The 17,401-nt window shown below is 53.7% G+C and carries 21 protein-coding genes and 1 tRNA gene; 14 read left to right on the top strand and 8 right to left on the bottom strand.

Annotated features, from left to right (window positions below):
• Nucleotides 1–39: 39 nt before the first annotated feature.
• Entirely contained in the window at nucleotides 40–564 is a 525-nt protein-coding gene (locus M2407_RS11115; RefSeq protein WP_020827942.1) for a cytochrome b, read from the top strand.
• Nucleotides 565–631: 67 nt separating this feature from the next.
• Here the strand turns inward: M2407_RS11115 and ypdK are convergent, their stop codons facing one another.
• The 3 genes from ypdK to M2407_RS11100 all read right to left on the bottom strand — a co-directional run bounded on the left by ypdK (nucleotide 632) and on the right by M2407_RS11100 (nucleotide 2,220).
• A complete protein-coding gene (gene ypdK, locus M2407_RS11110; RefSeq protein ID WP_104410986.1) occupies nucleotides 632–706 on the bottom strand; it encodes a membrane protein YpdK in 75 nt (24 codons plus the stop codon).
• 558 nt (nucleotides 707–1,264) lie between these two features.
• Complete coding sequence (locus tag M2407_RS11105; protein WP_259218062.1) at nucleotides 1,265–1,705, bottom strand: hypothetical protein; 441 nt, start codon at nucleotides 1,703–1,705, stop codon at nucleotides 1,265–1,267.
• 74 nt (nucleotides 1,706–1,779) lie between these two features.
• Nucleotides 1,780–2,220 (bottom strand): hypothetical protein, encoded by a 441-nt coding sequence (locus M2407_RS11100; RefSeq protein ID WP_259218060.1) that lies wholly within the window; start codon nucleotides 2,218–2,220, stop codon nucleotides 1,780–1,782.
• A gap of 293 nt (nucleotides 2,221–2,513) precedes the next feature.
• On the opposite strand from M2407_RS11100, the gene mltB reads away from it, so the two are divergent.
• On the top strand, nucleotides 2,514–3,599 hold the full coding sequence (gene mltB / locus M2407_RS11095) for a lytic murein transglycosylase B (protein WP_259218057.1): 1,086 nt from the start codon (nucleotides 2,514–2,516) through the stop codon (nucleotides 3,597–3,599).
• Between the two features lie 203 nt (nucleotides 3,600–3,802).
• On the opposite strand, the gene M2407_RS11090 is transcribed toward mltB, so the two are convergent.
• Entirely contained in the window at nucleotides 3,803–4,954 is a 1,152-nt protein-coding gene (locus tag M2407_RS11090; RefSeq protein ID WP_020827937.1) for a porin, read from the bottom strand.
• Between the two features lie 419 nt (nucleotides 4,955–5,373).
• Between M2407_RS11090 and M2407_RS11085 the strand changes: the two genes are divergently transcribed.
• The 3 genes from M2407_RS11085 (at nucleotide 5,374) to M2407_RS11075 (ending at nucleotide 6,985) form a co-directional block, all read left to right on the top strand.
• The gene (locus M2407_RS11085) at nucleotides 5,374–5,664 is read left to right on the top strand and encodes a hypothetical protein (RefSeq protein ID WP_217331678.1); all 291 of its coding nucleotides are present in this window, start codon (nucleotides 5,374–5,376) and stop codon (nucleotides 5,662–5,664) included.
• A gap of 94 nt (nucleotides 5,665–5,758) precedes the next feature.
• The gene (locus M2407_RS11080; RefSeq protein ID WP_259218053.1) at nucleotides 5,759–6,682 is read left to right on the top strand and encodes a DMT family transporter; all 924 of its coding nucleotides are present in this window, start codon (nucleotides 5,759–5,761) and stop codon (nucleotides 6,680–6,682) included.
• A gap of 3 nt (nucleotides 6,683–6,685) precedes the next feature.
• Nucleotides 6,686–6,985: a hypothetical protein gene (locus M2407_RS11075; protein WP_048762969.1), complete on the top strand. Its 300-nt coding sequence runs from the start codon at nucleotides 6,686–6,688 to the stop codon at nucleotides 6,983–6,985.
• Between the two features lie 28 nt (nucleotides 6,986–7,013).
• Here M2407_RS11075 and dsdC read toward each other — a convergent pair whose 3' ends face one another.
• The 4 genes from dsdC to M2407_RS11055 form a co-directional block, all read right to left on the bottom strand.
• Entirely contained in the window at nucleotides 7,014–7,943 is a 930-nt protein-coding gene (gene dsdC / locus M2407_RS11070) for a DNA-binding transcriptional regulator DsdC (protein WP_020827933.1), read from the bottom strand.
• Nucleotides 7,944–8,190: 247 nt separating this feature from the next.
• On the bottom strand, nucleotides 8,191–8,730 hold the full coding sequence (locus tag M2407_RS11065; protein WP_020827932.1) for a DUF2058 domain-containing protein: 540 nt from the start codon (nucleotides 8,728–8,730) through the stop codon (nucleotides 8,191–8,193).
• Nucleotides 8,731–8,931: 201 nt separating this feature from the next.
• Nucleotides 8,932–9,006, bottom strand: a tRNA-Arg gene (locus tag M2407_RS11060).
• Between the two features lie 129 nt (nucleotides 9,007–9,135).
• A complete protein-coding gene (locus M2407_RS11055; protein ID WP_259218047.1) occupies nucleotides 9,136–10,065 on the bottom strand; it encodes a formate/nitrite transporter family protein in 930 nt (309 codons plus the stop codon).
• Between the two features lie 251 nt (nucleotides 10,066–10,316).
• Between M2407_RS11055 and ccmA the strand changes: the two genes are divergently transcribed.
• From ccmA to ccmI, 9 genes are all read left to right on the top strand, one after another.
• Nucleotides 10,317–10,949 carry a cytochrome c biogenesis heme-transporting ATPase CcmA gene (ccmA, locus tag M2407_RS11050; protein WP_020827926.1) on the top strand — a complete coding sequence of 211 codons (633 nt, stop codon included), beginning with the start codon at nucleotides 10,317–10,319 and terminating at the stop codon, nucleotides 10,947–10,949.
• On the top strand, nucleotides 10,949–11,608 hold the full coding sequence (ccmB, locus tag M2407_RS11045; RefSeq protein ID WP_044552718.1) for a heme exporter protein CcmB: 660 nt from the start codon (nucleotides 10,949–10,951) through the stop codon (nucleotides 11,606–11,608). The genes ccmA and ccmB overlap by 1 nt, the downstream gene beginning before the upstream one ends.
• 118 nt (nucleotides 11,609–11,726) lie before the next feature.
• Nucleotides 11,727–12,464: a heme ABC transporter permease gene (locus tag M2407_RS11040; protein WP_259218042.1), complete on the top strand. Its 738-nt coding sequence runs from the start codon at nucleotides 11,727–11,729 to the stop codon at nucleotides 12,462–12,464.
• On the top strand, nucleotides 12,461–12,697 hold the full coding sequence (gene ccmD / locus M2407_RS11035) for a heme exporter protein CcmD (RefSeq protein ID WP_020827923.1): 237 nt from the start codon (nucleotides 12,461–12,463) through the stop codon (nucleotides 12,695–12,697). The genes M2407_RS11040 and ccmD overlap by 4 nt, the downstream gene beginning before the upstream one ends.
• Nucleotides 12,694–13,188 (top strand): cytochrome c maturation protein CcmE, encoded by a 495-nt coding sequence (gene ccmE, locus M2407_RS11030; protein WP_012146100.1) that lies wholly within the window; start codon nucleotides 12,694–12,696, stop codon nucleotides 13,186–13,188. Before ccmD ends, ccmE begins: the two co-directional genes overlap by 4 nt.
• Nucleotides 13,185–15,155 carry a heme lyase CcmF/NrfE family subunit gene (locus M2407_RS11025; protein ID WP_020827922.1) on the top strand — a complete coding sequence of 657 codons (1,971 nt, stop codon included), beginning with the start codon at nucleotides 13,185–13,187 and terminating at the stop codon, nucleotides 15,153–15,155. The genes ccmE and M2407_RS11025 overlap by 4 nt, the downstream gene beginning before the upstream one ends.
• Nucleotides 15,152–15,703 (top strand): DsbE family thiol:disulfide interchange protein, encoded by a 552-nt coding sequence (locus tag M2407_RS11020; RefSeq protein WP_020827921.1) that lies wholly within the window; start codon nucleotides 15,152–15,154, stop codon nucleotides 15,701–15,703. The genes M2407_RS11025 and M2407_RS11020 overlap by 4 nt, the downstream gene beginning before the upstream one ends.
• Nucleotides 15,700–16,173: a cytochrome c-type biogenesis protein gene (locus M2407_RS11015; protein ID WP_020827920.1), complete on the top strand. Its 474-nt coding sequence runs from the start codon at nucleotides 15,700–15,702 to the stop codon at nucleotides 16,171–16,173. Before M2407_RS11020 ends, M2407_RS11015 begins: the two co-directional genes overlap by 4 nt.
• Nucleotides 16,173–17,384: a c-type cytochrome biogenesis protein CcmI gene (gene ccmI, locus M2407_RS11010; RefSeq protein ID WP_048762972.1), complete on the top strand. Its 1,212-nt coding sequence runs from the start codon at nucleotides 16,173–16,175 to the stop codon at nucleotides 17,382–17,384. The genes M2407_RS11015 and ccmI overlap by 1 nt, the downstream gene beginning before the upstream one ends.
• Nucleotides 17,385–17,401 lie beyond the last annotated feature (17 nt).

Here is a 17,401-nt window from a genome sequence, read left to right as displayed (position 1 = left end):
TGATCCAATAAGATTTTCTTTATTTATTTGGAAGCCTGTATGGGTAATCGTTACGCAAAATCGCAAATTGTATTGCACTGGCTGACGCTGCTGATGGTGATCCTCACCTATGCGGCGATGCTGCTGAAGAACTCGGTACCGGATGATCTGGCGTCGCTGGTAAAAAATCTGCATTTTAACTTTGGCCTGGCGGTCTTTTTGCTGATGTTCATCCGGCTGGGATTACGTCGGCGTTATGCTACGCCGGCAACCACACCGCCGCTGGAAGAGTGGCAGGAATGGGGCGCCAAAATCTTTCATGCGTTGCTCTATCTGCTGTTTCTAACGTTGCCGGTGTTGGGCGTACTGACGCTGGCTTACGGGGGAAAGGAGTGGGTTTTGCTGGGCTGGCAGGTCCCGCAGTTTGTTACGCCAGATCCGTGGTTGCGCCGGATAATCAAAAGTACGCATGAGACCCTGGCCAATACCGGTTACTTTATTATTGGCGCGCATGCGTTGGCGGCGCTGTACCATCACTATCTGCGTAAGGACGATACCTTGCGCCGCATGATGCCGGGGAAATAGCCGGGGAGCAGAAACAACAAAGGGGCGCTGGTGCGCCCCTTTATCTAAATTCCCGGTCATGCCTTGGTTATGCAACCATCAGCATAAAGGTGCCAATCCATGTCACCAACATGAATGAAACGCCCATAACAAAATATTTCACTGAACAACTCCCGTTTGGAGTCCCTCGCAAGCCAATGATCCCGATTGTTGTGCTGAGTGTTTTGTGGGTAGTCCAGGGCTAATAGGCGGATCCTTCAAAAGGAAGAACAACGTCCTCGGCCACGGATTACCCGGTCGTCGCGCTTCATAGTCCTTGAGGTAAAACATGAACCACGACAGGATCGGCGCTAATGTACTCCCATTGCCAGCCCGATTACAATACTGTGTTTTTGATCACATTTTTTGGCGATTTCTTAACCAGCGCTGACTGTTTTTAAACGATTTTTATTTACCTTTTTTATCAGGCAAAAGAGGATTAGCCCGCTGACGCGGGCCTTATAATTATGCTTGCTGTGATGTTATGAAAAGGGATCAGGCGACGGCGTTGGCGCCGGTCAGCAGGATGACCCAGAAGACAAGGCACGACAGCAGAATAACGGTCCAGATATTGCGGCGACTCCACTCCATTTTTAGCCTTCACTTTTTGCTTTTGGTGATTCGGTAACGAACACATCGGCGAAAAGTGAAGAATATTTAGCCCCCGACAAAAATATTTTTCTTAACCCCGACAAACTTCTGCTACCGAGGTCTGGACTTCATAGCCCAACAGGTAAAGCGCCTGTTCCAGCGCTTCCACCTTTGAGGCATAGGCCACATCCAGCAGGCGATCCATCTGGCCGGCGTTAAAGCCCATTTTGCGCGCCAGATCGGCTTTGGAGGTGGCACCGGCCAGCATAATATTATGCAGTTCGAGTTTTAGCTTCACCAACACCGGCAGGTGGATAGCCAATTCATCCGGCAGAGCAGGGGAAGGGGCAGGCACCGTACGGCCTTCTTCCATTTCCATGGCGATAGCAAGCAGCAGGCTTTCCTGCGCTTCCAGCTCGATATCTTCACGTTTATAGCAGGCGGCCTGCTGTTCAGGAAAATCGCGAAAGTGAATCTGCCAGGCGTCGCTTTCGTTATCGAAGGCGTAATGGGCGGGGTAGTGGCAAGACATGGCATTTCCTGTTTGGGCCGGGAGAGATGTGGCATTGTGACCGCTTGCCCCGCAGATAGCCAGCGGCGACGCGCCTAACCGGCCTTACGTGCCAGGAACCCTGAGGGCAGCAGCAGTGCGCACAGCAGTCCTAACAGGCTTATCAGGATCAGCCAGCGTTCGACAGGGCCGGGATGGTAGTTATTCACCACGCTAAGTCCATACAGTATCAGGGCAAGCGGCCAACCGAGCGTGCCGATGTCGTTGAACCGAAAGGCGGTTCGGGCGACAAACCACAGGGTTAACCCTATCCAGCCCAGCGACCACAGCATTATGCACAGCAGGTAGACGAACACCGCAAAAAACTCGCCGATGTCGCTGTGTGCGTAGACACGAAACCGATTTTCATCCAGATAGGCCGACAGATAGGACAACAAGATCAGGCCAGCGGCGAAAATAAGCATGGAGAAAAGGTAGGTGCGGCGAGTAATACATTTTTTAAAGGTGTTTTTAGCGATCTGTCCGAGAGAATCCAAAATTACACTCCGTTGTATCAGTCATTGCCGACGGGAAGAGCCGCTAAAAAAGCAGCGTAGGGAGGCTTTGCGTCGAGTCAAAATGAGAGTTTATCTCATTTAATCAAGGTTTAGGTTTTTGTCTGTATCGCGGACCTACCCTAAGTGGTGCTTTGTTTCTGTGCTTTGCATCACATTTCGAAAATACTTCGACTTGTTGCTCTGTGATGAGCGACATAATCCAGTTTGTTCGCACCCGACAATGGATTAACATAACCCACACTTATCACTGGCCTGGCTTATATGGATATCCGATGCGTCATTTAGTTGTTCTTCTCCCTCTGCTTACCTTACTCACTGCCTGTAGCAGCGGGCCGAAGTCGACCCCGGCCGTGCCTCAGGACAACGCCGTAAAAGGAGGATTCCTGTTGACGCCGGCGCATTCCGGTCAGCCGTTGGGCGGCGATTTTGCCAATAACCCGAACACCGCCCGCTTTATCGATAAAATGGTGCGGGAGCACGGTTTCGATCGCCAGCAACTGCATGACGTATTGGCGCAGGCCCGTCGGCTGGATTCCGTGCTGCGGCTGATGGATCGCCAAGCGCCGACGCCAAGCACCCAGGGACCGACCGGACCAAACGGCTCCTGGTTGCGTTATCGTAATAAATTCATCACTCCGGACAACGTGCAAAACGGCGTGCAGTTCTGGAATCAGTACCAGGACACGTTGCAGCGTGCCTATCAGGTTTACGGCGTGCCGCCGGAGATCATTGTCGGCATTATCGGCGTTGAAACCCGTTGGGGCCGCGTGATGGGTAAAACCCGCATTATCGATGCGCTGGCGACGCTGGCCTTCGACTATCCGCGCCGCGCCGACTACTTTGCCGGCGAGCTGGAAACCTTCTTGCTGATGTCGCGCACCGAAGGGGATGACCCGCTGGAGCTGCGAGGTTCATTCGCCGGGGCAATGGGTTACGGTCAGTTTATGCCGTCTTCATTCAAGAGCTATGCGGTTGACTTCAACGGTGACGGCCACATCAACCTGTGGGATCCGGTGGATGCCATCGGCAGCGTTGCCAACTACTTTAAAGCACACGGTTGGGCCAAGGGTGAACCCGTGGCAGTACAGGCAAATGGCCAGGCGCCAGGATTGGAAAATGGGTTTAAAACCCGCTATTCCGTCGCCAGTCTGGCGGAGGCCGGGTTGAGCCCACAGGGATCGCTGGGCGACAATCAGGAAGCCAGCCTGCTGCGTCTGGATGTTGGCACCGGTTATCAGTATTGGTACGGCCTGCCAAACTTCTACACCATCACTCGCTATAACCACAGCACCCATTATGCGATGGCGGTTTGGCAGTTGGGTGAAGCGGTGGGCCGGTCGGCACGCGGCGGATTCTGATGCCGGATCAGCAATGAAAAAGGCCGCATAAGCGGCCTTAGTTAGATGACAAACACCCGAAAAGCGTGGTTTTCGGGTGTTTGGGGAAACCCTGAAGACCGAATCCTTTGTTTCTATGAGCGCACAAAACATAACGTTTAAGTGCAGAGGATTTTGTCAGCAGTCAGAGGCCGCATAAGCGGCCTTTTTTACATCGGTGATAATCAGAAATCGTAGCGCAAACGCACCAGAGTCATGTCGCCGAGGTTATCGGTGCTGGACGTCAGTACGTGTTCCACGTCCACACGGAAACCGTAATCAAACTGTACCGTCACGCCAAGACCGTTATCGATACGCTGATAGTTGCGGCCGGTTACGTACTCAAGACGGTCACCCATAAAGTACGGCATCACGGATTTCACCGCATATTGGCCTACTGGCACAGTATACCCCGCCAGATATTCAATCCCCCAGGCATCGCCAGCGAAGTAGTCGTTAACGTTGGCTTTTTTGGTGGTCAGGAAGTTGTTGTACCAACCGCCGCCAAAGGTCAAAGTCCAGTTGTCCGGCTTCCAGCTGATCGCCGTACCGACAATATTCTGATCGTAATTTTTCGAGCCGCTGGTGGAAGGATTGCGCATCTCGGCGCGGGTATAGTTCCACGCGGTACCCCAGGTCAGATCCGGTGTCAGATGGTAGTCCACGCCCAGTGAGCCGCCGCCCTGGCGTTTATAGCGCAGACCGTTGCCCGGCAGGTATTCGCCATCGCTGAACAGGTAAGAGGCATAAACATCCGCATCGCCGAAGCTGTTTTTGTACTTCAGCATCTTGCGTGAACGGTAGGAACCGTCGTAGTCGCCGTTGATGCCGTTGCCTGGCGCCTGAGCCAACATGTCATAGTCCCAGATATCGGTTTTGGCACCGACCACGTCATAGTAAATGCTGTTTTGCTGGCCGAAGGTCAGCTGCCCCCAGGTTTTGCTTTTCAGGCCGGTGTAGAGCATACGGCGGCTGGTGTCATTGGCGCCGTCGGCGTAGTGGTTATCCCAGTTGAACAGCGCAGGAATATTGACACCCAGCTCGTAATAGCTGATCCAGCTAATATCGTCGAACAGGTAGTAATCGGCGGCAAAACGGAAGCGGGTGCCGCCGTCGAAACCGTTACGTTTGTAAGAGCCCTTATCGCCATCGCCGGTCATATTGTTGAACTGCGGGCGGATGCTGCCGCCAACGGTAAAGTTAAGACGGCTCAACGGATCGCCGGCCTGCGGGTCTTGCTTCAACAATGTGATCTCAGCCTGGGCAGCGAAAGAAGCACTGCCAACGACCAGTCCCAGAGCAATAGCCTGAGTTAATGTGCGCAATTTGTATGTCATTTTTTATCCCTGTGTATAGATTGCCAACCTCTCCGAAACCCTCTGGCATCAGTGAGTTGCCCAGGCTGTTTTCTGAGCGTTTTCATTGTTTTTTGGCGTGAGTAAAGCGGAACGCATATGTAACACAATGTGCGTCACAATGAGTTACTTTTCTTGCTAATTATTTGGTTTGTTTTTAACCGGCTCGATGCTGGGGAGAGGCAAGGTGAGCGAAACATGCTCAATTGAAGGGCGTGGGGGAGGTCAATCTTCGGATGAATTCATCTAACACAAAGCTCTATATTTATCACTTGTCAGAGAATGGCATATACCGTGTAATTTCATCGTAACGAAATATATTTAAATGGATTTTACGCCTTGTTATTTAACACGGGTTATTTACAAGTCAGATGAAATTGATAAGGGTTGTGGAGGTTATTATGAAAGGATGTTTCATACTGTTAATCGGGATTTTTTCAATGCCGTTAATGGCGGCTGAGTCGCATGTTTGTCAGTCAAAATCTTATGATTATGCCAGTGTCGGGGAGATGCGGCTGAGTGATGATACCTTGTTTAACTGTCGCGACATTGGGCGCATGACTATTCCGGATCTCGCTAAACGAGGTTGGAAGGTCATTCATGTGGCACAACAAACTGAATATACCGGGGATACTGACAGCGACAGTGAAGTGATTAAAATGTACCAGGAAATATTGGTCTTTAAAGAATAATTTTTTCGGCTTCCCTCGATTTTATTGTATATCACCTGATTATTCGTGGTGAGGGAGGCGTGCATTTATAACTCAGCGGTTTGCGGGAGGCTGGATGAGTGCCAGAAATAATATAGACGGCAAAGCCGGCGCCGCCATGGTGATGATATGTGCCATATGGGGGCTGCAGCAGGTTGCGATCAAGGCAGCCGAGCCGGATATTTCCGCCGTGCTGCAAATTGCCATCCGATCAGGGATTGCCGCTTTGGCGGTCTATCTCTTGGCGCGTTTTAAAGGCGAGAAGTTTTTATTCGATCCCCGCACGCTGTTAGCCGGTTTCGGCGTTGGGCTGTCGTTCGCGCTGGAGTTCTTTTTCGTTTCTGAAGGTTTGCGCTATACCAGCGCCTCGCACATGGCGGTCTTTCTGTACACGGCCCCTCTTTTTTCTGCCATCGGACTGCATTTTTTCATCAGGCACGAGCGTTTGTCGGCTGTACAGTGGGCCGGTATTGCCATCGCTTTCGGCGGTGTGGTGCTTGCGATTTCCGCTATGGGCGAGAGCTCTGGGGGCGTGAATCAGCTGCGTGGCGATATTTATGGCTTGTTAGCGGGATTATCCTGGGGCGGCTCTACTATCCTTATTCGAACAACCGGTTTGGCGAATTGCTCGTCAAAACAGACGCTGCTGTTCCAACTGACGGGCGCCTGCATTGTGCTATCCCTGTTGGCAATGACGATGCAGAACGTACATTTCACGCTGAGTTCCGTGGCCTGGAGCAGTTTGGTATTTCAAACGGTTATCGTCTCATTTATCAGTTATTTAATTTGGTTCTCCCTGCTGCGTCATTACCAGGCTTCTTCGCTGGGTATCCTGACGTTTATGACGCCTATTTTTGGCATTCTGGCCGGTGTGGTGATCTTGGGAGAACCGCTGCAGATCGAGTTCGTCTTGGGTTCAGTGCTGATCGTTTTTGGGCTTATTGTCGTGAGCTGCTCATATTTGTTTTATTTTACCAGAAGGATTGCACCAAAAATATAAACTATGGACGTTGATATTCATACCTATCAGATAAACTGTGAAAGCCAATTCATTATTACCGTACAAGTGTCAAAATATGCCTGGGGTTATCCTTTGATCACCTTAAGCGATAATGGTGATTTCTTTGTAGTGAAAAATACGAAACGGGGGAAATTATCAAACCAAACTCCGGTTGAAATAATAAACTTTGCTAATAACTATGCTGTGGTGTGGGATAACAACCGCAAGCATATTTATTATTCAAAGGCCGGACGATTGTACAGCTGTGCGCTTGAGTTTTCGTATACTCCGAAAAAATGGTGATCATTTCGATCTTTTCACCTTTGGCCCCTCAGACCAGAGGGGTTATTTTCATCATCCATTCTTTGAATGCGATAATCTTAGGCCACTGACGCCCAGAGAGCGTCGACATAAAATAGCTGTGTTCGCAGGGCAAGATCATGTCGGTAAACGGGATAATCAGTTCGCCGCTTTTGATCCAGTCCTGCACCAGATTGAGTCGCCCCATCGCCACGCCAAGATGCTGAGTTGCCGCCAACACCGCCAGGTCCGAACGGTCGAACTCCATGCTTTTGGCGTCGGTATCCAGGCCCAAATCAAAATGCTGTGACCAGATCTGCCACTCGTCTTCACCGGAGTTGTATCTGTCATGCAATAGAGTGCAGTCTGCCAGGTTCCCAGGCGCATTATAAAGGTTATGCGTTTTGGCGTATTTCTCCGTGCAGATTGGGACCATGGACTCCCGCATAAAGATTTCGTCCAGCTGTTTATCCGATGGTGGACGGCCAAAATACATGGCTAAATCCACGCCCCGATTGGCCAAATTGATATTTTCCTGCCCGGTGAGAATGTTTAAATGAATGGTCGGATGCAGAGCAATAAAATCGCCGATGCGGGGTATCAGCAAACACTGGACCAGAGAGGGGTGAGAATAAATGGTCAGGCTGCCCGTCAGCTCGCGGTTTTTGATATCCAGGATTTCCTGTGTCAGGGCATCGAAGGAATGATTTAACGCCCATTGCATTCTCTCGCCATCCGGTGTTAGCGTAATTCTGCGGTGGAATCGTTGAAATAAAAGAAACCCCAGCTCTTTTTCCAGCAGGTTAATTCTGTGGCTTACGGCGCTGGGAGTAATAGACAGTTCTTCTGCCGCCAGTGAAAAAGATAAATGACGGGCGACGCATTCAAAAGTATGCAGACGAGAAAATTGATAGCTGGTCAGCGGGTTTGCTCGTCGTGAATATTTTTTGTTGGGAAACATGCTATTACTCCATCCGGATCATTTGCCAATATTAACATTTTAACGGAGGGAACTAAAATACGATTTTAAGTTTTTTAATGCTGTAGGTGTGACCGTTTAATTTGTCATTTTTAAGCGTGATGAAAATATTTTTTAGCCTGAGGATACTAATCACTGATTTGCAGTAAGTGATCTTTTCGTGGTGCGGCAGGAATACGGATTTTTGATGTTAGGGCAAGAGGGAGAGTCCGTTGCCCTAAAGTTCTGATTACCACATCAAATCATCAGGGACGACAAAATCGGCGTAAGGATCTTCTTCGTCTTTGGCTTCCTGGCTGAGTTCAGCGCTCAGTACAATATAGCTTGCGTCGCGCTGTGCAATTTTATTGGCCACGACCGCAGGGATAATGGCATATTCACCCTCAGGGTTATTATCACTAACCAGCCGTGCAATGGCGAGACGCCCGTTAATTAACTGAGATTGAGTCAGTTTATCTACGCGTACATTTTTAATTAAATTGTTGTCTGTGAAGTTATAACTAATGTCACCATTTGAAATGACGATCCTGTTCATTTCAATCAGCTGCTTTACCTGAGCTTTATATTCTTTAGATAAAGCGGCCTGCTTTTGCTGTTCACTCAGCTGTTTATCGCGCTCTATTTGCGCCTTTTTGTTGATTTCAACGGCTTCTCTTGCCTCGCGAGCCTGAACGCGTGATTTTTTCGTGGTTCTTTGTACTTTCTCCAGCTTTTTACTGCTTACTAATCCCGCTTTGAGCATCTGCTCTTGTAATGTCAGCTTTGTCATGTTCGTTTCTAAAATCGATCAAATAGTATCTGAGATTATACCTTTAATATTCGACGTTGTGCCAGATTGTGGGCGAGAGGATGCATCATTCTGATAAAACGGGGTTCATTGACCAAATTTGAAGTTCGATAAATCACTCAGGATTGGAGGGGGCGTACGTTGTGGGTTAGTGGGTGCGGTAGAGGCGAGTATATAAATTTATGGTGTCCCCGACTGGAATCGAACCAGTAACTAGCCCTTAGGAGGGGCTTGTTATATCCGTTTAACTACGGGGACGCTGCGGGCCGGCAACCTAGGCTGCCGGGGCAGTATACCTTTTTTTACCCGCAGAATAAGCGCTTAGCGGTGCGTTTGCTCATTCCCTCGCCAATATGCGGTGATTTTCACGCGCTGCGCTGATCGCGATCACGGTTTTCTCGCCTTGCCGCTTTGTTTTTCCGCCGCCAGCCGCTCTGCCTTGTTTTTGTCGCTCATGTCGTTGCGGATCTGCGCATGGCTGATCAACGCAAAGATAAAGGTGCCACCAATAATGTTGCCGGCCAGCGTTGGAATAGCGAACGGGTAGATAAAATCATGCCAGGGAATGACGCCACTAAACACCAGATAAAGGATCTCTACCGATCCCACCACGATGTGGGTCAGATCGCAGATCGCCACCAGGTAGGTCATCAGTACAATCACCCAAATCTTGGCGGCCCCGGCGGAAGGGAACATCCACACCATGGTGGCGATGATCCAGCCCGCCAGAATGCCGTTGGCGAACATTTCAGACGGCGAGTTTTTCATCACTTCTTCCGACAGGCTAACGAAGGCGCTGCGGGTGTTCTCGTCGAAAATCGGCATGTGGATGAACGCCAGCGACGCCAGTCCGGTCCCCACCAGGTTCCCCAGCAGCACCACGCCCCACAGGCGAAACAGGAGCAGGAGGTTTCTCGGCGTCGGTTTTTGCATGATCGGCAGTACCGCGGTGACGGTATTTTCGGTAAACAGCTGTTGGCGGGCCATGATCACGATGATAAAGCCAAAGGTGTAGCCGATATTTTCGATAAAGAAGCGGCTGGGATCGTCCGGCAGGCGGGCGTGGAAGATGCCTTTCGCCATCAGTGAGGCTCCCATCGACAGCCCGGCGGCCACCGCTGACCACAGCAGTGCCAGCCAGTCGCGCTCCAGCTCTTTTTCGCCTTCCATGCGGATCAGCTCATGCACCGCCGCTGCGCGCGAGGGCAGGTTCTCTTCCTTTACCTCAATTTCGCTCTTGCCCTGTTCATGCTCTTTGCTTTCTACCTGCAGGCTATTTTCCTGCTCTGCATCCGGGCGCTGCTGCTGATTGGTCATTATCCGTTATCTCCATCAAAGACTGTCAGGGTCATGATTAAGCGTAGTTGGCTCAGGGACGCTGTGAAAGCGATGTGGCAAATTGCAGAAAAAAGTAACAAGAGTTTAACGTTGCCGGGTTTTTCTACGCATTTTTGATCTGGGGCGCAATATTACCCCTATTGGAGTAGTTGAGTGACCGGCTGCGGGCTACGAGCCACAGATGGCTTATGCTATGATCGCTATCCCAAAGAAAAATATGAGTTCTCCCGATGCTGGAAGCTAAAAATCTGAGTTGCGTCCGTGATGAACGCACCCTGTTTAGCGCGTTAAGCTTTACGGTAAAACCGGGCGACATTATTCAGGTAGAAGGGCCGAACGGCGCGGGAAAAACCAGCCTGCTGCGCATTCTGGCGGGCCTGGCGCGACCGGAAAGCGGAGAAGTCTGCTGGCACGGGCAAAATACGTTGCGTCATCGCGAACGTTATTATCAGGATTTGTTATTCCTCGGCCATCAGCCGGGGATTAAAACCATGTTGACGCCCTTTGAGAACCTGCAGTTTTACCAGGCGGTGCGCGGTGCGCCCGATCGTCAGGCCATTTGGCAAGCGCTGGAGCAGGTCGGTCTGGTGGGTTATGAGGATTTACCGGTGGCGCAGCTTTCCGCCGGTCAACAGCGGCGTGTGGCGTTGGCGCGGTTGTGGCTCAGCAGTAGTCCGCTGTGGATCCTGGATGAGCCGCTGACGGCGATAGACAAGCAGGGTGTGGCTGAATTAATAAGCCTTTTTGAGCAACATGCTCAGCAGGGCGGCATGGTATTGTTGACCACGCATCAGGATTTGGCCGGCGCAACGCAGGCGGTAGGGAAAATAAGCCTGACGGAAAACCGCGTGGAGACTCTTTAATGTTTTTGACTGTATTGCGCCGTGAGCTGAAGATTGCCTTTCGCAAAGGGTCGGAAATCGTTAATCCGTTGTGGTTCTTCCTGATCGTTATCACGCTGTTTCCGTTAGGGATTGGGCCAGAACCGCAACTGCTGGCGCGTATATCGCCGGGGATTATCTGGGTGGCGGCGCTGCTGGCGGCCCTGCTGTCGCTGGAGCGTTTGTTTCGCGATGATTTCCTCGACGGCTCGCTGGAACAACTGTTGTTATTGCCAACGCCGCTGCCGATGACGGTGTTAGGCAAAGTGTGTGCTCACTGGGTAGTAACAGGCTTACCCCTGTTGATCCTGTCGCCGCTGGTGGCGCTGCTGCTGTCGTTGGACACTCACACCTGGCTGGCGGTGGCGTTTACGCTGTTGCTGGGTACGCCGACGCTGAGCCTGATTGGCGCTATCGGCGTGGCGCTGACCGTCGGGTTGCGCAAGGGGGGCGTGCTGCTGAGCCTGCTGGTGCTGCCGCTGTATATCCCGGTGCTGATATTTTCTACCGCCGCTATCGACGCCGCCTCTATGGGCATGCCGATAGACGGTTACCTGGCGATACTGGGCGCGATGCTGGCGGGAAGCATAACGCTGGCGCCTTTCGCCACCGCAGCGGCGCTGCGAGTGAGCGTACACTAGCTAACTTATTGAAACGCGGGTTAACGCCATCAAGAGCGTGTTCCACCGCACAAGCAATTTTCGTCGCCCCGGTAAACGGGGCGGCCACCGTATAAATTTACCGTGAGCAATGACGACAATGTGGAAATGGTTACATCAGTTTGCCCAGCCTGAACGGCTGTATCACGTCTGTGGCCGCTTTATCCCCTGGCTGGGACTGGCCGGAGCGGCTTGCCTGTTGCTGGGCTGGGTCTGGGGATTCGGTTTCGCACCCAAGGATTACCAGCAGGGCGATAGCTTCCGCATCATGTATATCCATGTGCCGGCGGCGATGTGGTCGATGGGGATCTATGGCTCAATGGCGGTAGCGGCGTTTATCGGCTTGGTGTGGCAGATGAAAATGTCCGATAACGTGGTGGCGGCGATGGCACCGGTCGGCGCGGTGTTTACCTTTATTGCGCTGGTCACCGGCTCCGCCTGGGGCAAGCCGATGTGGGGCACCTGGTGGGTGTGGGACGCCCGCCTGACGTCTGAACTGGTGTTGCTGTTTCTTTATATTGGCATTATTGCGCTGTACAACGCCTTTGAGGACCGCCGCCTGGCGGGCCGCGCCGCCGGCATTCTGGTGCTGGTCGGGGTGGTGAACATCCCGATCATTCACTTCTCGGTCGAATGGTGGAACACGCTGCATCAGGGTTCCACCAATATGCAACAGAGCATCGCGCCAAGCATGCGCACCCCGCTGCGTTGGGCAATACTCGGTTACCTGCTGTTTTTCATCACTCTCACCTTGCTGCGCTTGCGCAATCTGATTTTGTCTCAGGAACGCCAGCGCCCTTGGGTGGCAGGGCTGGTTAACAAGGAGCGTCAACCATGAATGCAGCCTTTACTTCCTGGCAGGCGTTTTTCGCCATGGGCGGCTATGCCTTCTACGTTTGGTTGGCGGTAGCCGTAACCCTGCTCTCGTTGCTGGGGCTGGTGGCCCACACTTTCTGGCAGCGCCGGCAATTGCTGGATGAGATTGGACGCCGTCAGGCACGCGAAAGACGTATTCGTCATTCGCAGCAGTCGAAACAAAAAACCGCTAACCCGCGGGAGAAATCATTGTGAATCCTCGTCGTAAAAGTCGCCTGTATTTGGCGATCGTAGTGCTGATCGGCGTTGCGCTGACCGCGACCCTGATGCTGTATGCGCTGCGTTCCAACATCGATCTGTTTTATACCCCAAGCGAAATTCTGCAGGGCAAGGGCGAAAATCATGAGAAGCCGGAGGTGGGCCAACGCCTGCGCATCGGTGGCATGGTGATGCCGGGTTCGGTAAAGCGCGATCAGAAAACGCTGCAGGTCAGTTTCAAAGTTTATGATGCACGCGGTGCAATCGACGTCACTTACACCGGCATTCTGCCGGATCTGTTCCGTGAGGGGCAGGGCGTGGTGGCACAGGGCGTGCTGGGCGAAGGCAACGTGGTGAATGCGCGTGAAGTGCTGGCGAAACACGATGAAAAATACACGCCGCCGGAAGTGGCCGACGCGATGAAAGAAAACCATAAGGGACCGGCTTCGGCCTACGCCACCCCGCAGAACGAGGGCGCTAAATCATGATGCCGGAAACGGGAAGTTTTCTGTTATGCCTAGCGCTGGCGATTTCGCTGCTGCTGAGTATTTACCCGCAGTGGGGCGCGGCGCGTCAGGACCGTCGCATGATGGCGGTGGCGCGCCCACTGACCTACGGCATGTTTGCCGCTATCGCCCTGGCGTTCATCTGTCTGGTGCACGCCTTTGTCGTTAATGACTTTACCGTGGCCTATGTGGCCGCCAACTCCAACACCCAACTGCCGGTGTATTACCGCATTGCCGCCACCTGGGGCGCCCACGAGGGATCGCTGCTGCTGTGGGTGCTGTTGCTGAGCTGCTGGTCGCTGGCGGTGGCGCTGTGCAGCCGTTCGATGCCGCAAGATGCCGTGGCGCGCGTATTGTCAGTGATGGGCATGATCACGGCAGGTTTCCTGCTGTTTATCATCATGACCTCCAACCCCTTTACCCGTACGCTGCCGAACTTCCCGATCGACGGTAGCGACCTTAACCCGCTGCTGCAGGATATCGGCCTGATTTTCCATCCGCCGCTGCTGTACATGGGGTATGTCGGTTTCTCGGTGGCCTTTGCTTTCGCCATCGCTTCACTGATGGCCGGTCGCCTGGATACGGCCTGGGCACGCTGGTCGCGGCCGTGGACCACGGCCGCCTGGGTGTTCCTCACCATGGGCATCGTGCTGGGCTCCGCCTGGGCCTATTATGAACTGGGCTGGGGCGGCTGGTGGTTCTGGGATCCGGTCGAGAACGCTTCATTTATGCCGTGGCTGGCCGGTACCGCGCTGATGCACTCGTTGGCGGTGACCGAAAAACGCGGCACTTTCAAAGCCTGGACGGTATTGCTGGCGATTACCGCCTTCTCATTGTGTCTGCTAGGCACTTTCCTGGTGCGCTCCGGGGTGCTGGTTTCGGTGCACTCCTTTGCTTCCGACCCGGCACGCGGCATGTTTATCCTCGCTTATCTGGTGATCGTGATAGGCGGTTCTCTGCTGCTGTATGCGGTCAAGGGCGGGCAAGTGCGCAGCCGGGTGCAGCACGAAACCTTCTCGCGTGAAACCTTCTTGCTGGGCAATAACGTACTGCTGATCGCCGCCATGCTGGTGGTGCTGTTGGGGACGCTGCTGCCGCTGGTGCATAAGCAGTTGGGCCTGGGCAGCATTTCTATCGGCGAACCGTTCTTCAACACCATGTTCACCTGGCTGATGGCGCCGATGGCGTTGCTGATGGGGATTGGCCCGTTGGTGCGCTGGCGCCGCGACGAGCCGACCAAGCTGTGGCGCCGCCTGAGCGTGGCGCTGGTGATTACGCTGGTGCTGTCGATCCTGCTGCCGTGGCTGTTGCAAGACAGCATCGCCGGCATGACGGTGGTGGGGCTGATCATGGCCGTTTGGGTGATAATCCTGACGCTGATGGAACTGCACGAACGTGCAACGCATCGCCACGGTTTCTGGCGTGGGCTGAGCCATCTTTCCCGCAGCCACTGGGGGATGGTGCTGGGTCACCTTGGCGTGGCGGTAACGGTAATCGGCATTGCCTTCAGCCAAAACTACAGTGTGGAACGTGATGTCCGCATGAAAGCCGGCGACAGCGTGGATATCCATAACTATCACTTTGTGTTCCGTGACGTGCACGATATTCGTGGGCCGAACTACAGCGGCGGCGTCGGCATTATCGATGTCACGCGCAACGGCAAGCCGGAAGCGACGTTGCACGCGGAAAAACGCTATTACAGCGTGGCGCGCAGCATGATGACCGAAGCGGCGATTGACGGCGGCTTCAGCCGCGACCTGTACGCCGCGCTGGGCGAAGAACTGGACGACGGCTCTTGGGCAGTGCGGTTGTACTACAAACCTTTCGTACGCTGGATCTGGTTCGGCGGGGTGTTTATGGCGCTGGGCGGTATCCTGTGCATACTCGATCCGCGCTATCGGATGAGCAAAAAACTCAAGCGTGAAGGCAAGCTGGAGGAGCAGGCATGAACCGTAAGCTGCTGTTTATCCCATTAATCCTGTTCCTGCTGCTGGTGGCGGCGTTTATGGTGCAGCTGACGCGCAACGCCGGTGGCGAAGACCCGACCATGCTGGAATCGGCGTTGATCGGCAAGCCGGTGCCGGCTTTCAAACTGGAATCCCTCGACCAGCCTGGCAAAACTTATGACCAGGCGGTGCTGCGCAATGGCAAACCCATGCTGCTGAACGTCTGGGCGACCTGGTGCCCAACGTGCCGCGCCGAACATCAATACCTCAATACGCTGGCCGCGCGCGGTATCCGCGTGGTGGGGCTGAACTATAAAGACGATCGCGGCAAAGCGGTGACCTGGCTGAACTCGCTGGGCAACCCGTACGCGCTCAGCCTGTACGACGGCGACGGCATGCTGGGGCTGGATTTGGGCGTGTACGGCGCACCGGAAACCTTCCTGATCGACGGGCAGGGCATTATCCGCTACCGCCACGCCGGAGACATGAACGAGCGCGTTTGGCAGCAGGAAGTGCTGCCGCTGTACAAAAAATATGGGGGTGAGGCATGAGGCTGCTGACCCTGATATTTGCCGCGTTACTGAGTTGGAGCGCCGCGGCGGCTATCGACACTTATCGGTTCAATTCGGTCGAGCAGGAACAGCAATACCGGGAGCTGACCGAACAGCTGCGCTGCCCGAAATGCCAGAACAACAGCATCGCCGACTCTAACGCCATCATAGCGGCCGATATGCGTACCAAGGTGTACGAGTTGATGATGCAGGGGCAGAACAAGCAGCAGATTATCGACTATATGGTGGCGCGCTACGGTAATTTCGTCACCTACGAACCGCCGGTGACCCCGGCGACGCTGATCCTGTGGGTAGGCCCGTTGCTGTTTGTGTTGATCGGCGGTGCGGTAGTGATACTGCGCACTCGCCACCGTCGTACCGGTGCCGTTAACGCTAACGATGAATTCTCCGAGCAGGAGCAACAGCGTCTGGCGGCGCTGCTGAAAGAGACTGACAGGAAGAAACCCTAATGGCTTTTTGGCTGATTATTATTGTCCTGCTGGTGGGCGCTGCGGCGTTGCTGGTGGTACCGGCGATGCGCCACAGCGGTAAAAGCACCGCTGCGAGCCGCGATACGCTGAACAAGGCGTTTTATCAGGATCGTCTGCATGAGCTGGAGCAGGACGAACAGCAGGGCGTGGTTGCTGAGCGCCCTGAACTGGTGAAAGAGCTGCAGCAAAACCTGCTCAATGACATCCCCGGCCAGCAGGATACGCAGGAGAAACCCATTAACCGCTGGGCATTGGTGCCTGGGGTTGCCTTGCTGGTGGTGGTCACCCTTGGCTTTTATCTGAAAACCGGTGGGTTGGCGCAGGTATTGGACTGGCAACAGGTCGAGGCGCAAATGCCGGATCTGCGCGCGCGCGTCGCTAATGAGCGCGCCCAACCGTTGAGCATGGAAGAGATTGCTCGCCTCGGGCTGGGGCTGCGTACCGCGTTGCAGCAGGACGATCGCAATATCAACGACTGGATGATGCTGGGTCGCGTGGGGATGGCGCTGAATAACGCCACCACCGCCACTCAGGCATTTGCTCATGCTTATCAACTTGATCCGAATAGTCTGGAAGTCCGCCTCGGCTACGCGGAAGTCTTGACGCGCTCTAACGATCCGGAGGATAACAAGCAGGCCACTCAGATGCTGCGCAAGATGATCGCCGAAGATCACACCAATATGCGCGTGCTGAGCCTGCTGGCGTTCAACGCCTTCGAACAGGGGGATTTCAAGCAGGCGATTGGCGCCTGGCAGGTTATGCTGAAGCTGTTGCCAGCCAATGATCAACGCGCCGAAGTGATAAAGCGCAGCATTGAACAAGCAAAAACACAGGCGGGCGAAGAAACTGTTAAACTTGGCATTAACGTGACGTTATCGCCACAGGCGACGAACGCTTTGCCACAGCAGGGGACGCTGGTAATTTCAGTGACCGATGGCACCAATCCAGTGCCGGTTGCGGTAAAACAACTGCCCTTAAGCCGTTTCCCGCTGTCATTTTCTCTGGATGACAGCAACGCCATGATGCCTGAACGCCTGCTTTCGGCTCAGCATCAGGTCAAGGTGCGGGTGCGAATTTCTCAGGATGGTCTGGCCACGCCACAGGCGGGTGATTGGTTCGGCGAGAGTGCGCTGCAGAATTTCAGCGGTAAAGAGCAGATTGACGTTCAGATAAACAAACAGGTCCCTTAAATAAAAAGACCGAATGT

Origin of the sequence: Serratia sp. BIGb0234 (assembly GCF_024809915.1) — a bacterium.
Classification (GTDB): Bacteria; Pseudomonadota; Gammaproteobacteria; order Enterobacterales; family Enterobacteriaceae; genus Serratia; species Serratia liquefaciens.
Note: the sequence above shows the minus strand (reverse complement) of the source record. Positions and strands in the feature narration are given on the sequence as shown.

Bases quoted from the DNA above. Each gene is read 5' to 3' on its own strand.
- M2407_RS11115 (WP_020827942.1), top strand. From the start codon at position 40: ATGGGTAATCGTTACGCAAAATCGCAAATTGTATTGCACTGGCTGACG.
- M2407_RS11080 (WP_259218053.1), top strand. From the start codon at position 5,759: ATGAGTGCCAGAAATAATATAGACGGCAAAGCCGGCGCCGCCATGGTG.
- ccmD (WP_020827923.1), top strand. From the start codon at position 12,461: ATGAATGCAGCCTTTACTTCCTGGCAGGCGTTTTTCGCCATGGGCGGC.
- M2407_RS11065 (WP_020827932.1), bottom strand. From the start codon at position 8,730: ATGACAAAGCTGACATTACAAGAGCAGATGCTCAAAGCGGGATTAGTA.
- ccmI (WP_048762972.1), top strand. From the start codon at position 16,173: ATGGCTTTTTGGCTGATTATTATTGTCCTGCTGGTGGGCGCTGCGGCG.
- M2407_RS11025 (WP_020827922.1), top strand. From the start codon at position 13,185: ATGATGCCGGAAACGGGAAGTTTTCTGTTATGCCTAGCGCTGGCGATT.
- M2407_RS11105 (WP_259218062.1), bottom strand. From the start codon at position 1,705: ATGTCTTGCCACTACCCCGCCCATTACGCCTTCGATAACGAAAGCGAC.
- M2407_RS11075 (WP_048762969.1), top strand. From the start codon at position 6,686: ATGGACGTTGATATTCATACCTATCAGATAAACTGTGAAAGCCAATTC.
- M2407_RS11090 (WP_020827937.1), bottom strand. From the start codon at position 4,954: ATGACATACAAATTGCGCACATTAACTCAGGCTATTGCTCTGGGACTG.
- M2407_RS11020 (WP_020827921.1), top strand. From the start codon at position 15,152: ATGAACCGTAAGCTGCTGTTTATCCCATTAATCCTGTTCCTGCTGCTG.
- M2407_RS11040 (WP_259218042.1), top strand. From the start codon at position 11,727: ATGTGGAAATGGTTACATCAGTTTGCCCAGCCTGAACGGCTGTATCAC.
- ccmA (WP_020827926.1), top strand. From the start codon at position 10,317: ATGCTGGAAGCTAAAAATCTGAGTTGCGTCCGTGATGAACGCACCCTG.
- ccmB (WP_044552718.1), top strand. From the start codon at position 10,949: ATGTTTTTGACTGTATTGCGCCGTGAGCTGAAGATTGCCTTTCGCAAA.
- M2407_RS11085 (WP_217331678.1), top strand. From the start codon at position 5,374: ATGAAAGGATGTTTCATACTGTTAATCGGGATTTTTTCAATGCCGTTA.
- dsdC (WP_020827933.1), bottom strand. From the start codon at position 7,943: ATGTTTCCCAACAAAAAATATTCACGACGAGCAAACCCGCTGACCAGC.
- M2407_RS11055 (WP_259218047.1), bottom strand. From the start codon at position 10,065: ATGACCAATCAGCAGCAGCGCCCGGATGCAGAGCAGGAAAATAGCCTG.
- mltB (WP_259218057.1), top strand. From the start codon at position 2,514: ATGCGTCATTTAGTTGTTCTTCTCCCTCTGCTTACCTTACTCACTGCC.
- M2407_RS11015 (WP_020827920.1), top strand. From the start codon at position 15,700: ATGAGGCTGCTGACCCTGATATTTGCCGCGTTACTGAGTTGGAGCGCC.